Origin of the sequence: Cupriavidus necator (assembly GCF_040578825.1) — a bacterium.
In the GTDB taxonomy this organism is placed as follows: Bacteria; Pseudomonadota; Gammaproteobacteria; order Burkholderiales; family Burkholderiaceae; genus Cupriavidus; species Cupriavidus necator_E.
This window is the reverse complement of sequence record NZ_JBEFLI010000035.1, coordinates 58659-72912: the sequence shown is the minus strand read 5'-3', so window position 1 is coordinate 72912 and position 14254 is coordinate 58659. Positions and strand designations below refer to the sequence as shown.

Sequence of the window (14254 nt, the reverse complement as noted above, 5' to 3'; positions counted from 1 at the left end):
GTCAGTGCTATAAGGCAAGGAGGGTTTCCGTACCTCCGAGCCCGGCTCTTGCCGCTGCCAGGACAAGGCTTTCTCCTTCATGTCGCCCGGCGTCACCGGTTCGATCCGGCAGGCGTCAATCCGGATATAGGAGCCGCCCGCGCCAATCCAGACTTCCTTGTCCGCCGTCAGGATCAGCTTGCCATCCGTGCTGGAAATGGTGAGGTCCCAGCAGGCCGCCCCCTGCGCGTACCGCGCCTTGCGCATCGGTGCGCAACTCGAACCCTTCACCGCGTTTCTTGCGTTTTCCACTGACGATATGGCCGAGGGTCAGCTGGCTCTTGCCCGAATGCTCGGTGGAGAACTTGACGTGTTCCTCCCCCTCCCAGTCCTCGATCTCGAATTTCCTGTCGCCCTGCGTGCGAATGCATAAGACTGGCCGTAGGTCGTCTTCTCCTTGCGCGCGACGTTGGCCTCGCCGGTGGGGCGCTCCCAGCCCTTGTCGGGGTTGAAGTCCGCAACCCGGAACGATTCCGGTATGGTCTTCGCGTGCACCTTGAGCGAGAACACTGCTTCCTGGCCGGATTCCAGCCCGGCCGTTTCCCGGTAGGGCACTCGCAGTTCCGGCTGGTAAATGTAGTGGTCGATGTCGTCGCCGAACAACTGGTGGCCCTTCAGCCCGTGGCGGCGCAGGATTGACTCGATGATCTGCGGGGCAGTTTTCTGCTGATGGATGCGGCTGGCGCGCGTAAGCCTCAAGCGCGCGACGAGCGGCTGGACTACGATCTCGTAGCCGCTGAAGTCCCGGGTCTGCCGGGTTGTGGACAAGCGCGTGATGCAGCCGGCAAACTGGCGCGGCTCGGTGGCGTCGGCGGGAGCGATCAGGAAGGTGGCTTCCTTGCCCCGGATAGTCGGCCCGATGGGCTCGCCCAGCCGCTCCGCGGCTTCGAACGACACCACCGACAGCGCGGCGGCGCTTGCGGTGCCAGGCACTTTCAGGAAGTAAGCCTGCCGCCCGGTCAGTCCCTTGCGCAGCGCATCTCCATACGTCTTCAGTTCGTCAACCAAATCCGCCATTGCGTGCGCTCCGTTGTCAGCATGATCGAACTTGCCGCAGGTACCAGGCATCGTGCGACGCATGGCCCCGCGCACCGCAAGTTAGCCGCGTTCCGTAACGCCGGAAACACTGCAGGACGCCGCTAATGCGCCTTATCAACCTGCATCAACGTCTACGCACAGATCAGAGAAGTCCTATATCGGCTATATCTCTTCCGTGTCAGTCATCGCCGGACGAGAGGCGAGTACCCGCCTTCCCCCTGGGCAGCAGCGCGACGGCGCAAGCTGCCATCGAGATGACCCTGCAGTTCCGCAATACCGCGTTCTGCGAGATCATCGTGGGCCGCGGCGTGCAGCGGATGCTCAGCTTCAACAGCGTGCCGCACCTGGAACGGCCGGAGCGCCGCAGCGCACTGACTTTCGCCTGAAGGCTATTGCGCCAGAGCTTTGCGCCTGACGGCAAACAAAAAAAGACCGCGGTGACGCGGCCTTCATTGATCCGGCTACTGGCGCGGACACTGTGACATGCCCGCGCCGCCGGTCCTTCTCCCTTTACTCCTTACTGCAACTGTCCCGGGCTTTACAGCCGTTCAATGATGGTCACATTGGCCAGGCCGCCGCCCTCGCACATGGTCTGCAGCCCATAGCGCTTGCCATGCGTATGCAGCGCATGGACCAGCGTGGTCATCAGCTTGGCGCCCGAGCCGCCCAGCGGATGCCCCAGCGCGATCGCACCGCCGTGCACGTTCAGCCGCTGCGGATCGGCACCCGTCGCCTTCAGCCAGGCCAGCGGCACCGGCGCGAACGCCTCGTTGACTTCGAACAGGTCGATATCGCCGATGCGCAGGCCTGCCTTCTTCAGTGCAACTTCGGTCGCCGGCAGCGGCGCTTCCAGCATCACCACCGGATCATGGCCGATCACGGTCATGTGGTGCACGCGTGCCAGCGGCTTGACGCCCAGCTTCTTCAGGCCGGCCTCGTTGACCACCATCAGGCCAGCGGCGCCGTCGCAGATCTGGCTGGCCGAGGCGGCGGTCACGCGCCCGCCTTCGGCAATGAGCTTGACGCTGCCGATGCTCTCCAGCGTGGCGTCGTAGCGGATGCCTTCGTCGGCGGTATGCATCTCGCCGTTGGCGCCTTCGGCGGTGCGCACCGGCACCGGCACGATCTCGGCATGGAAGCGGCCGGCCTTGGTCGCTGCCGCGGCGCGCTGGTGGCTCAGCAGCGCGTAGGCATCGAGCTGTTCGCGCGACAGGTCGTACTTGCGCGCGATCGCCTCGGCGCCGGTGAACTGGCTGAACTGCACGCCGGGATAACGCGCCTCGACACCGGGGCTCTTGGGCACGCCAAAGCCGTTCTTGGCCGGCAGCTGCGACGACAGGCCCATCGGCACGCGCGTCATGCTTTCCACGCCGGCGGCGATCACGATATCCATCGCGCCCGACATCACCGCCTGCGCGGCAAAGTGCAGCGCCTGCTGCGACGAGCCGCACTGGCGGTCCACCGACGTGCCCGGCACGCTTTCCGGCAGGCGCGAGGCCAGGATGGCATTGCGCGCGACGTTGCCGGCCTGTTCGCCAACCTGGCTGACGCAGCCCATGATGACGTCCTCGACCAGCGCCGGGTCGGCGCCGGTGCGCTCGAGCAGCGCGTCCAGCACCTGCGCCGCGAGGTCGGCCGGATGCCAGCCCGACAGCTTGCCGCCCTTGCGGCCGCCGGCGGTGCGGACCGCCGCGACGATATATGCCTCTGCCATGTGATCTCCTTTGTCGGTGTCGAGCGATATTGTTGCCGGTGGACGAACCGTCAAACGTCGTCGGAAGCGACGATGTTGGCCAGCAGGCTCAGCCGCGCGGCGCCAGCACCGCAAAGATCGCCGTGGCGCGCAGCAGGCAGCGCTCGCCGCTGACCAACCGGCAGGTGCCGTAGCGCAGCCGCGAGCCGAGCTTGTCGAACTCGACGCGCGCCTCGACCCAGTCGCCCAGCCGCGCGGAATCGAGATAGTCCAGGCTCAGGTTGACCGTGACCGCGCTCTTGTCGCGCCCGGTCTCCAGCGACATCATCATGCCGATCGCGGTATCGGCCAGCGTCGCCAGCATGCCGCCGTGCGGGATGCCGAGGTTGTTCAGGTGGCTTTCGTCGATCCGCACGGCCAGCGTACGGCGCTCAGCATGCAGGTAGAGCTGGCCGAAATTGGCCATATAGCCGCCCAGCCGGCGCAAGGGCACGAAGCCCTCCGGCAGGTCCCCGGCGCCGGCGGCACCAGCCGGCCCGGGCAGCGCTGTCTCGATGACGCCTTCGGCCATGGCGTCAGGCAAAGTAGCGCGACGCCACGCCGAGGTATTCGCGGCAGTCGGCAACCATGCGCGTCACCAGTTCTTCGCAGCTCGGCACGTCGTCGATCAGGCCCACGCACTGGCCGGCGCTGATGATGCCGCCATCGGTCTCGCCGGCCTTCAGCGCTGCCTTGCCGCGCACGCCGGCGACCAGGTGTTTGACGTCCTCGAACTGCGCCCCGCCCGGGCGGCGCTCGATGCTCACCACTTCGTCCGAGACCGCGTTCTTCAGCACGCGCGCGGTGTTGTGCAGCGTGCGGAAGATCAGGTTGGTGTCGCGCTCGGTGGCCTGCACCAGCGCCTGCTTGACGTTGTCGTGGATCGGCGCTTCGCGCGTGGCACAGAAGCGCGTGCCCATGTTGACGCCCTCGGCGCCCAGCACCAGCGCCGCGGCCATGCCGCGGCCGTCGGCGATGCCGCCGGAAGCGATCACCGGCACCGACAGCTTGCGTGCGGCCAGCGGGATCAGCACCATGCCGGGCACGTCGTCCTCGCCCGGATGGCCCGCGCACTCGAAGCCGTCGATCGACACCGCGTCCACGCCCAGCCGCTCGGCCGACAGCGCATGGCGGATCGCGACGCACTTGTGGATCACCTTCATGCCGGCGGCCCTGGCGCGCGCGATATGCTCTTTGGGATTGTTGCCGGCGGTTTCCAGCACCTTGACGCCGCTCTCGATGATCACGTCGAGGTAGCGCGCGTACGGCGGCGGGTTGATCGACGGCAGCAGGGTCAGGTTCACGCCGAACGGCTTGTCGGTCATCTCGCGGCAGCGGCGGATCTCGTCGCCCAGTGCTTCCGGCGTGGGCTGCGTCAGCGCGGTCAGGATGCCCAGCCCGCCGGCATTGGAAACGGCGGCCGCCATTTCGGCGTAGCCCACCCATTGCATGCCACCCTGGATGATCGGGTAGCGGATGCCAAGCAGTTCGGTGATTCGTGTCTTCATGGTTGTCCTTTACTGTCTGCGCCGGCCGCCGCGCGCCGTGGCGGGCCCGCCGGCGATCCGCGCCAGTCTAAGGCGAGCCGGCGCTGCCCGGCCTCGTCGGAAGCGACGATTGCGGGCGGCGCATTCTGCACTAGTGTTGGTTGTCCCCTTGCCGGTGCAAGGCACAGCCTGGCCCCCGCCGATGTGCCGCGTGTCGCCGGCCGCAGCATCCTCGCCCCCCTTCCCATTGCAGGAGCCGCCATGTCGCAAGCCACGCCTTCGTTCGAAACCCTGCGCTACGCCGTCGAGAACGGTGTCGCCACCATCACGCTGCACCGCCCCGACCAGCTCAACGCGTTTACCGCGCAGATGATGCAGGACCTGATCGCCGCGTTCGATGCCACCGATGCCGACGACAACGTGCGTGCGGTGATCGTCACCGGCTCGGGCCGCGCCTTCTGCGCCGGCGCCGATCTCTCTGGCGGCGGCTCGACCTTCGACTTCGAGAAGCGCTACGGCGCCAGCCCCGATACCGCGCATCGCGACGGCGGGGGGCGCGTGTCGCTGCGCATCTTCCGCAGCCTCAAGCCGGTGATCGCCGCGGTCAACGGCGCCGCGGTCGGCGTGGGCGTGACCATGCAGTTGCCGATGGACATCCGGCTGGCTTCCACCGACGCCAAGTTCGGCTTTGTGTTTGCGCGCCGTGGCATCACGCCGGAAGCGGCGTCTTCGTGGTTTTTGTCGCGCGTGGTCGGCATCTCGACCGCGCTGGAGTGGTGCTATACCGGCCGTGTCTTCTCTGCGCAGGAAGCGCTCGAGCGCGGCCTGGTGCGCTCGCTGCACGCGCCGGAAGACCTGTTGCCGGCCGCGCAGGCCATCGCCCGCGAGATCGCTGACAATGCCGCGCCGGTCTCGGTGGCGATCTCGCGCCAGCTTATCTGGCGCATGGCCGGCGCCAGCCACCCGATGGAAGCGCACAAGCTGGACAGCCGCGCGATCCAGTCGCGCGGGCGCTCGGCCGATGTGAAAGAAGGCGTCAGCGCCTTCCTCGAAAAGCGCCCCGCCGCCTTCCCCGAGACCGTGTCGCGCGACCTGCCGGACTTCTTCGACTGGAGCGGCGAGCCGCCCTTCGCCTGAAGCCGCCCCGCCCCACTCACCGCATTCCGGAGTCAGCATGAAAGTCAGCCAAGCCGTCGCCAGCCGCAAGTCCGTCCGCGGCTTCCTGCCCAAACAGGTGGCGCCCGCTACCATCCGCCGCGTGCTCGATGGCGCGGCGCGCGCGCGCCGTCGGGCGGCAACCTGCAGCCCTGGCATATCCATGTGATCGGCGGCGAGCCGCTCGCAGACCATCGGCCGGTTCCTGTCGCTGCCGGCCGAGCGGATGCTGTTCTGCGGCATGGCGATCGGCTACGAAGACCCCGAGGCGCCGGCCAACCAGTTGCGCGCGGCACGTGCGCCGCTGGAGGAATTTACCGAGTTCCTCGGCATCTGAGCCGCGCCGCGGCGCGGGCTCAGAGCAAGCCGAGCTGGCGCGCGATGGCCACCGCCTGGGTGCGGTTGCTGGCGTGCAGCTTGGCGCTGATATTGCGCAGGTGCGTGCGCACCGTGGTCTCCGACACGAACAACCGCTCGGCCATCGCCACGTTGGAGAAGCCCTCGGCCAGCAACTGCAGCACCTTCAGCTCCTTGGGCGTCAGCGGTTCCACCAGCGCTGCCGGCGCGGGCCGCGCCGGGGCGCCGGCCTGCGCTTCGCCGGCGCGCTGGCCGCAGGCCTGCAGCAACTTTTCTACGTAGGCGGCGGGCAGGCTGGCCGACTGGCGCGCGCAGGCATCTGCCACCAGCCGCCGCACGTCCTCGCCCTCGTCGGCAAAGATCCGCACGAAACCCTCGGCGGCGCCAAAGCGCAACGCTTCGCCCATCACCACCAGCGCATGCGCGCCGTCGCCGATGCGCTGGCACGCCTGCGCCAGCAGGATGCGCAGCTTGAGCGCGCGGCGCATCAGCTGGCCCGCGGTGGCGGCTGCCAGCTCGCGTTCGATCGCCTCGCGCACCTGCGCGCCCGGGCGCGCATGCACATCCAGCCGCAGCCGGCCCATGGCGATGTCCTCGACGTCGTGGGCAAATGAGCTGACGCCGGGACGCGTGCGCCATAGCGCCGGATCGGCGGCACGTTCGATTGCTTCCTGCGCGGCGTGGACATTGCCCTGGCGCAGCGCCAGGCGCGCGCGCTCCAGCATCGCCGCCATCACCATCCGCGTGAGGCCGCGGTGATGCCCCAGCGCTTCGAGCTGCGCCAGCCATTCGTGGGCCTGGTCCGCTTCGCCGCGTTCGTATGCGATGCGCGCCAGCACCGCGTGGCCGGTGATGATCTGGTCGGGCAGGCCGAGGTCGCGCGACAGCGGCAGGTAGACGTTGAGCAGCCGGCTTGCCCGTTCGGTATCGCCGCTCTCGTACAGCCCTTCGGCCAGCAGCATGCCGGCCATGGCGTTGCCGTTGGTGGGGCCGAAGCGGTTGGGCAGCATCGTGCGCGCGGCGATGCGAAAGCGCGCCAGCGCCTGCTGCAGCCGCCCCTGGCGCAGGTCGATCAGGCCTTCGACCGACTCCGAGAAGATCTTGTTGAAGTTGCTGTCCGAGCCGCGCACCGCCTGCCGCGCCACCTGCAGGAGGCGCCGCGCCTCGGGATAATCCCCGCTCACCGCGGCCAGGCGCGCCATCGAGGTGGCCAGGATCGCATCGGGGAACGCATAGCCCATCGGCAACGGCGGCAGCTCGTCGCGGGCGAAGGCGCGCGCGTCGTCGAAGCGGTCCATCATGTTCAGCAGCATGTGCCGCAGCGCGCGGATATGCGCGAGCAGGTCGCCGGCCGCGCCCTCAGTCGGAATCGCCTGCAGCAGGGCGATGGCATCGGCCGGTCCGCGCGTGAAGGACACCGCCCAGACATGGGCGATCTGCAGCTTGGGCCAGTGCGCCAGTTCGTCAGCCGGCACCGCTTCCAGCCAGCGCGTCAGCAGCCGCATGCGGCCCTGCGGCAGCAGGTCGTCGGCGGCGCCATCGAGCAGTTCCAGCGCGTGCGCCATGGCACCGGCCGCGAGCGCATGCTCGATCGCCGGCACCGGCCGTCCCTCCGACTCATACCAGTCCGACGCGGACAGGTGCAGGCGCGGCACGGCGTCGGGCATGGTCTGCGCGAGCTGGCCGCGCAGGAAGCCGGAGAACAGGCTGTGATAGCGGTACCACTGCACCGGCGCCGTGCCGGTGCCGCGTTCGCCGTAGCGTTCGCTTTCCAGCGGCAACAGGAACAGGTTGGCGCGCTCGAGCCAGGCGAGGATGTCGTCGCTGCCGCCCGCCTGCGCCGAAGCACCGGAGGGCTGGCACACCGCATCGCACAGCGGCCCGCACAACTGGTCCAGGATCGAGGTGCGCAGCAGGAAGTCGCGCACGGTGTCGGGCAGGTGCAGGAAGACGTCTTCGACCAGGTAATCGGCAATGGCGGCGTTCGAGCCGGAAAAGCCGGCGATAAAGCCCTCTGGCTGGCTGCGCCGTTCCAGCGCCACCGACGCCAGCCACAACGCCGTGGCCCAGCCCTCGGTGCGCCGGTGCAGCGCGCTGATCGCGGCGGGTTGGAGCCTGAGGCCGCGCGCCTGGCGCAGGAAGGATTCGGTTTCGCTGGCGCTGAAGCGCAGTTGCGCGGGCTCGATCTCGAGCAGCTCGCCGCGCGCGCGCAGCCGGCCCAGGCCGGTCTCCGGCACCCAGCGCGTGCCGATCACCACGCGGCACCCCGGTGGCAGGCTTTCCACCAGTTGCCAGACCAGGCCGGTCACGGCGGCGTTCTGCAACGCTTCGAAATCGTCGAGGAACAGCGTGAAAGCGCCGTTGTGGCTGGCCAGCCGATCGATCAGCGCCAGTGCCTGTTCGCCGGCATCCTGCGCCAGCGCCGCATGCGTGGCGCGGCTGGCGGGGCTGCCGCCCAGCGCCTGCACGATGGCGGCCTCGACCGAGCCCAGGAAACGGGTGGCGTCGTTGTCCGAGCGGTCCAGCGTCAGCCACGCGGTACGTCCGCCAGCGGCTTCCAGCCGCGCACGGCACTGGAGCATGGCGGTGGTCTTGCCGAACCCCGCCGGCGCGCGCACCAGCACCAGCTTGACGAAACCTGCCGCGCACACGGCGTCACAGATTGCCGCGCGCTCGACCTGGAACGGGTTCAGCAGCGGCGGCCGCAGTTTGGCCGCGAGCGATGCGGCGCCGGGCGGCGGGCGCCGCCCTGTCTCCTCGATACTTGCCATTGGCTGTTGTCGTCTCCCGCGCATGGCCGCCGCGTGGGGCAAGGCGATGCGCCCGCGCCTGCTGCGCGCGCAGCGGTGCGGCCGTAGCTGTGATGTAACGAGGGATTATGGCGTAAACCGTGCCGTGGCGCGGGCGGCAACGCGAGATGGCAGGCCGCCGGCGCCCCCCGGCATCACACCAGCTTGTTGCCGTGGCCGGCCCAGTAGCGGTCTCTCAGCAGCCGCTTGAGCAGCTTGCCGGTCGGCAGCCGCGGCAGCTCGGCTTCGAAGTCGACGGAGCGCGGGCATTTGATCGACGACAGGTTGGCGCGGCAGAACGCGATCAGCTCGGCGGCCAGTTCCGGCCCCGCCTGCGCCATGTCGACCGGCTGCACCACGGCCTTGACCTCTTCGCCGAAATCTTCGTTGGGCACGCCGATCACCGCCACGTCCATCACCTTGGGATGCGTCATCAGCAGGTTCTCGGCCTCCTGCGGGTAGATGTTGACGCCGCCGGAGATAATCATATTGGCCTTGCGGTCGGTCAGGTACAGGTAGCCCTCTTCATCGACGTAGCCGACATCGCCGATGGTGCTCCAGTCTGGATGCTGCGGGTGACGCGATTCCGCCGTCTTGGCCTCGTCGTTGTGGTACGTGAAGGCGCGGCCTTCGGCGAAATAGATCGTGCCCGGCTCGCCCGGTGGCAGCAACTCGCCATCCGGGCCGCAGATGCGCAGCTTGCCGATCATTGCCCGCCCCACCGTGCCCTTGCGCTGCAGCCACTCCTGCGTGCTGACCAAGGTCACGCCGTTGCCCTCGGTACCGGCGTAATACTCCCAGATCACCGGGCCCCACCAGTCGATCATCGCTTCCTTGACCTGCACCGGGCACGGCGCCGCCGCGTGGATCGCCACCCGCAGCGACGATACGTCGTACGCCAGCCGCTGCGCCTGCGGCAGCTTGAGCATGCGCGAGAACATCGTCGGCACCAGCTGCGTATGCGTGATGCGGTGCTGCTGCACCAGTTGCAGGAACTGCTCGGCGTCGAAATGCTCCATCACCACCGAGGTGCCGCCCAGCGCCTGCACCGTCATGTTGTAGCGCAGCGGCGCGGCGTGGTAGAGCGGCGCGGGCGACAGGTAGCGCATATCGGCATCGAAGCCATAAAGCCGCTCGGACAGCAGCGTGAGCGACGTGGGCTCGTCGATGCGCGGGCTGGCGGGCGGTGCGAACACCCCCTTGGGCCGGCCGGTGGTGCCGGAGGAATAGAGCATGTCGCCGCCGGTGGTCTCGTCGTCGATGCGTGTGGCCGGGCAGCGGCCCAGCACCGTTTCATACGCCTCGTAGCCCGGCACGGTGCCGTCCAGCATCAGCCTGCCGATCAATGCAGGCGTCTGCGCCACCAGAGCCGCCGCGGTCCCGGACTGCGCGTGCGTGGTCACCAGCATCTTTGCGCCGCTGTCGTTGACGATGTAGGCGGCATCGGCCACGTTCAGCCGTGTGCTCAGGCAGATAAAGACGATGCCGCTGCGCTGCGCGCCCCAGCACAGCTCGAACAGACGCGGATGGTTCTCCAGCATGAAGGCCACGCGGTCGCCGGGCCGCAGCCCGCGCGCGCGCAAGAGCTGGACGACCTGGTTGCAGCGCGCATCGAGCTCGCGGTAGGTGACGACTTCGCCGCTGCTGCCCATGATGACGGCCGGCTTGTCCGGCGTGCGCTGCGCGTGGATATGCGGATGCATGGCGTGAGCTCCTCGACGGGTATCTCTGTGTAGGCGGGTTGCCAATCCCGCATTCTGGGAAGGCCCGGCGGTTCGACCATCGTCGGAAGCGACGAAGCGGCCGCGGCATGGTTTGCCGCAGCGCCGCATATATCGGTGATTCCGGCAGGCCGCCGGGCTTCGTCCGATGCGACGATGCGCCCGCCCCGCCCTGGCTCGATCATGCCCCGCGGAGTACCCGCAGTCACGCCCTAGCAGCCTGCCTTACCCCTGAGCGGACACAAGCACGCGGTGGTCGGCGCGCCGTTTGCCACGCACCTTGTCGTCAGCGCGCGCACCGCCGGCACGCGCCGCGGTCGCGACGGCATCAGCCTGTTCTGGATCGCGCGCGATACGCCAGGCGTGACGCTGCGCGAATACCCGACCTTCGACGGCCTGCGCGCCGCCGAGGTGCTGCTCGACAACGTGCAGGTGCCGGCCAGCCAGCGCCTGGGCGCCGAAGGCGCAGCGCTGCCGCTGATCGAGCGCCTGTGCGACGAGGCCATGGTCGCGCTCGCGGCCGAAGCCCACGGTGCGATGGCGCGCATGCTGTCCGACACCATCGACTACGCGCGCCAGCGCAAGCAGTTCGGCGTGCCGATCGGGACCTTCCAGGTGCTGCAGCACCGCATGGCCGACATGTATATGCAGCTTGAGCAAGCGGTGGCGCTGACACAGGTCGCGGCGATGCAACTGGCGAGTGCCGCAAGCGCGCCAGAGGTTCGCGCGCAGGCAGCGTGCGCGGCCAAGATCCAGGCAGGCCAGGCCGGTGCCTTCGTCGGCCAGGCCGCAGTGCAGATCCACGGCGGCATGGGCGTCACCGACGAGCTGGCGGTGGGCCACTACTTCAAGCGCGTCACGGCGATCGACCTGCAGTTTGGTTCGGCCGAACACCACCTGCGCCGCTACGCCGACCTGCTCTACCCTGCCGCGGCATAAGGCCGTCCTGTGCCAATCCTGACGACTATCCCAGCGAGGCCCGTCGATGCATCTCGATTTCTCCCCGCAAGACCAGCAGTTCCGTGAAGACGTGCGCGCCTGGATCGCGCAGGCGTATGACGCCGAGCTGCGCGCGATGATGGCGCAGTCCAAGAACGGCTATCTCGACAAGGCCGGCCAGGTGCGCTGGCAGAAGGCGCTGCATGCGCGCGGCTGGGCCGCGCCCAACTGGCCGCAGGAATGCGGCGGCCCGGGCTGGAATGCGACCCGGCGCTTTATCTTCCAGTCCGAGCTGGCCGCCGCCGGCTGCCCGCCGGTGTCGCCGATGGGCCTGAAGATGGTGGCGCCGGTGATCATGAAGTACGGCACGCCCGGGCAGAAGCAGCGCTTCCTGCCGCCGATCCTGGCCTCGGACGTGTGGTGGTGCCAGGGCTATTCCGAGCCCAATTCCGGTTCCGACCTGGCCTCGCTGCAGATGCGCGCGGAGCGGGATGGTGAGCACTATGTCCTCAACGGCTCCAAGCTCTGGACCACGCATGCGCAGTGGGCCGACTGGATGTTCTGCCTGGTGCGCACCAGCCGCGAATCCAGGCGCCAGGAAGGCATCTCCTTCCTGCTGGTCGACATGCATACGCCCGGCATCACCGTATCGGCGCTGCCGACGCTGGACGGTCCGGTGACCGGCCAGCAGGAAGTGAACCAGGTCTTCTTCGAGAACGTGCGCGTGCCGGTGGCAAACCGCATCGGCGAGGAAGGCAAGGGCTGGACCTATGCCAAGTACCTGCTGGAGTTCGAGCGCGGCGGCACCTACAGCCCGATGCTGCGCAAGCAGTTGTCGAAGCTCGCTGACATCGCCGCGGAGCAGCCTGCCGACGACGGCGGCCGCCTGCTCGACGATCCCGTCTTCCGCCGCAAGCTGGCGGCGCTGCAACTGCGCACCGCGGCGCTGGAGGCGGTGGAGTTGCGCGTGTTCTCCGGCGTGGAGTCGGGCAGTTCGGTCGGGGCGGCATCGAGCATGCTGAAGCTGACCGGCACCGAGACACTGCAGGCAATCAGCGAGCTCGCCGTGGAAGCCGCTGGCCCGGCGGCGCTGCCGTTCGTGCAGGACACCTGGGCCGCGCTGCAAGGCCGCGACGCCGCGCCGCGCGTCGGTCCCGACTACGCCGCCGTGCTCGCCCCGCGCTACTTCAACTATCGCAAGGCGTCGATCTACGGCGGTTCCAATGAGATCCAGCGCAACATCATCGCCAAGCTCGTGCTGGGGCTCTGAGCGGCAGGCGCCGCCCTTCCGGCGCCAGAAGCTCTTCTGACAGAGTTCGCAGGCTTGCGGTTTGCTCCCCTTGCTCTCCCGCTGAAAACGACCCCGGCCCTCAGGCAAACGGCTTCGGCGCCTGCGGCCGGTAGTCGAGCAGGCGCGACAGCTCGGCCGCCGCCTGCCTGACCTTTTCCACCATCGTGTCGAGCTGGTCCGGGTCGATGCGCGCGGCCGGAATGGTCGCGCCCAGTGCCGCCACCACCTTGCCGCTGCGGTCACGCACCGGCGCCGCGATGGTCGAGATGCTGGCCTCGAAGAAGCCTTCGTGCAGCACATAGCCGCGCTGGCGGTCGCGCTGGACCATCTCGTACAGCTCTTCGACGGTGCGCGGCGTGCTTTCCGAAAAGACCTCGAGCCGCTCTTCCGGATACAGCGCGCGCAGTTCTTCCAGCGACAGGTCTTCCAGCAGCACACGCCCCAGCACGGTGGCGTGCGCCGGCAAGCGCGTGCCGACATTGACGGTGCTGGCGAACGGCCGCGACGCCACCGACTTGGCCACGTAGACGATCGAACGTCCGTCGCGCACCACCAGGTTGCACGGGTAGTGGATCTCGTCGCGCAGCCGGTCCAGCAGCGGGCGGCCCAGCTCGGTCAGTTCCAACGAGGCCAGGTAATCGAAGCCCAGGCGCAGCACCGCCATGCCGAGGCGGAATTCGCGCCCGCCGTCGGTGCGCTCGACGAACCCCATCATTTCCAGCGTCGCCAGCAGGCGGAACACGGTCGAGCGCGGCACCTTGAGCCGGCGCGCCAGTTCCGCCGCCGACAAGGTGCGCTCGCGGCTGCTGAATTCCCCCAGCAAACGCAGGCCGCGCTCCAGGCCGGGCACGATGTACTTGTCCTGGGCGCTGTCCGGGGCACTCTCCTGGGCCTCATCCTGCGGCGAATCGGTAGTCATGGTCTGTCTCTGCAATATTCGGTCGTGGCGTAACGCTCCCATATATCACGCCAGCGTCTCATAGGGTACCCGGATTGCCGACAAACCCCTTTGCCCTACCCCATTGACATATCTGGTGCGACCCATGTCATTTTCAGGCGTAGCGGCCGAGACACATCCGTGTCGATACTGTGTACGCTGTGAGACAATCTGGCCCGCCGACCGGCCCCGACACTTCGCGGCCGACAGACCCGAACCATGAGGAACGCATGCCCCGTGACGCCGCGCCTGCAAAGGGCCAGCCCGCGCCAGACACCACCCCCTGGACCGACCTCGACGAGGCCGGCAGCGGCCTGACCGTCGACAACTTCCTGACTACGATGCTGAGCCAGCTGGTCACCGCGCTGCGCAGCACGGTGACCAAGCCCTATGCCGAGCAGTTCGGGCTGACCGTGCCGGAGTGGCGCATCCTGGCGCTGCTGGCGCACGCGCATGAGCTGCCCTTTGCGGAGCTGGTCAAGCAGTCGACCTCCGACAAGGCGCTGGTAAGCCGCACGCTGCGGCTGCTGGAAGAGCGCGGGCTGGTGCACCTGACCTCGGCGGGCAACACGCCGCGCAAGAAGCTCATCTGCGCGATTACCGAAGCCGGCGCCGCGCTGCACGACCAGGTGATGCCGCTGGCGCGGCGGGGGCAGGCGCAGGTGATCCGGCAGTTGTCGCCGGAAGAGCGCGAGGCGGTTTATCAGGGGTTGCGCAAGCTGTTGCAGGCGCAGGCCTGAAAGAGAAATGGTTCCCGGCCGAGATGCGC

10 protein-coding genes and 5 pseudogenes are annotated in these 14254 nt (G+C 68.5%); 6 read left to right on the top strand and 9 right to left on the bottom strand.

Annotation, left to right across the window (positions count from 1 at the left end; genetic code table 11):
- From AB1I47_RS18390 to AB1I47_RS18385, 3 genes and pseudogenes are all read right to left on the bottom strand, one after another.
- On the bottom strand, positions 1 to 246 hold a 246-nt coding region (locus AB1I47_RS18390; protein WP_354685172.1), incomplete at its 3' end, for a DUF2345 domain-containing protein.
- A gap of 22 nt (positions 247 to 268) precedes the next feature.
- A pseudogene (locus AB1I47_RS33950) lies at positions 269 to 376 on the bottom strand (type VI secretion system Vgr family protein); the annotation flags it as partial.
- Positions 377 to 402: 26 nt separating this feature from the next.
- Positions 403 to 1056, bottom strand: a pseudogene (locus AB1I47_RS18385) (contractile injection system protein, VgrG/Pvc8 family); the annotation flags it as partial.
- Between the two features lie 251 nt (positions 1057 to 1307).
- Here AB1I47_RS18385 and AB1I47_RS18380 point away from each other — a divergent pair.
- Positions 1308 to 1463: pseudogene (locus tag AB1I47_RS18380) on the top strand (histidine phosphatase family protein); the annotation flags it as partial.
- 152 nt (positions 1464 to 1615) lie between these two features.
- Here AB1I47_RS18380 and AB1I47_RS18375 read toward each other — a convergent pair.
- The 3 genes from AB1I47_RS18375 to AB1I47_RS18365 form a co-directional block, all read right to left on the bottom strand.
- A complete protein-coding gene (locus AB1I47_RS18375; protein WP_354685171.1) occupies positions 1616 to 2791 on the bottom strand; it encodes an acetyl-CoA C-acetyltransferase in 1176 nt (391 codons plus the stop codon).
- Between the two features lie 88 nt (positions 2792 to 2879).
- Positions 2880 to 3341 (bottom strand): PaaI family thioesterase, encoded by a 462-nt coding sequence (locus tag AB1I47_RS18370; protein ID WP_354685170.1) that lies wholly within the window; start codon positions 3339 to 3341, stop codon positions 2880 to 2882.
- A 4-nt stretch (positions 3342 to 3345) separates the two neighbouring features.
- Positions 3346 to 4317, bottom strand: a complete 972-nt coding sequence (locus tag AB1I47_RS18365; protein ID WP_354685169.1) for an NAD(P)H-dependent flavin oxidoreductase — start codon at positions 4315 to 4317, stop codon at positions 3346 to 3348.
- 240 nt (positions 4318 to 4557) lie between these two features.
- Here AB1I47_RS18365 and AB1I47_RS18360 point away from each other — a divergent pair, with 240 nt between their 5' ends.
- Entirely contained in the window at positions 4558 to 5433 is an 876-nt protein-coding gene (locus AB1I47_RS18360; RefSeq protein WP_354685168.1) for a crotonase/enoyl-CoA hydratase family protein, read from the top strand.
- Positions 5434 to 5470: 37 nt separating this feature from the next.
- Positions 5471 to 5788 (top strand): annotated as a pseudogene (locus AB1I47_RS18355) (nitroreductase family protein).
- Between the two features lie 19 nt (positions 5789 to 5807).
- Here AB1I47_RS18355 and AB1I47_RS18350 read toward each other — a convergent pair.
- Positions 5808 to 8579 (bottom strand): winged helix-turn-helix domain-containing protein, encoded by a 2772-nt coding sequence (locus tag AB1I47_RS18350; RefSeq protein WP_354685167.1) that lies wholly within the window; start codon positions 8577 to 8579, stop codon positions 5808 to 5810.
- A gap of 173 nt (positions 8580 to 8752) precedes the next feature.
- Positions 8753 to 10300 carry an AMP-binding protein gene (locus tag AB1I47_RS18345; protein ID WP_354685166.1) on the bottom strand — a complete coding sequence of 516 codons (1548 nt, stop codon included), beginning with the start codon at positions 10298 to 10300 and terminating at the stop codon, positions 8753 to 8755.
- Between the two features lie 249 nt (positions 10301 to 10549).
- On the opposite strand from AB1I47_RS18345, the pseudogene AB1I47_RS18340 reads away from it, so the two are divergent.
- Together AB1I47_RS18340 and AB1I47_RS18335 are read left to right on the top strand one after the other, a co-directional pair.
- A pseudogene (locus AB1I47_RS18340) lies at positions 10550 to 11257 on the top strand (acyl-CoA dehydrogenase family protein); the annotation flags it as partial.
- 46 nt (positions 11258 to 11303) lie between these two features.
- A complete protein-coding gene (locus tag AB1I47_RS18335; protein ID WP_354685165.1) occupies positions 11304 to 12527 on the top strand; it encodes an acyl-CoA dehydrogenase family protein in 1224 nt (407 codons plus the stop codon).
- A 100-nt stretch (positions 12528 to 12627) separates the two neighbouring features.
- Here the strand turns inward: AB1I47_RS18335 and AB1I47_RS18330 are convergent, their stop codons facing one another.
- Positions 12628 to 13467, bottom strand: coding sequence for an IclR family transcriptional regulator (locus tag AB1I47_RS18330; protein WP_354685164.1), 840 nt, complete (start codon positions 13465 to 13467; stop codon positions 12628 to 12630).
- Between the two features lie 248 nt (positions 13468 to 13715).
- Between AB1I47_RS18330 and AB1I47_RS18325 the strand changes: the two genes are divergently transcribed.
- Positions 13716 to 14225, top strand: coding sequence for a MarR family winged helix-turn-helix transcriptional regulator (locus AB1I47_RS18325; RefSeq protein ID WP_354685163.1), 510 nt, complete (start codon positions 13716 to 13718; stop codon positions 14223 to 14225).
- The last annotated feature ends 29 nt before the right edge of the window (positions 14226 to 14254 follow it).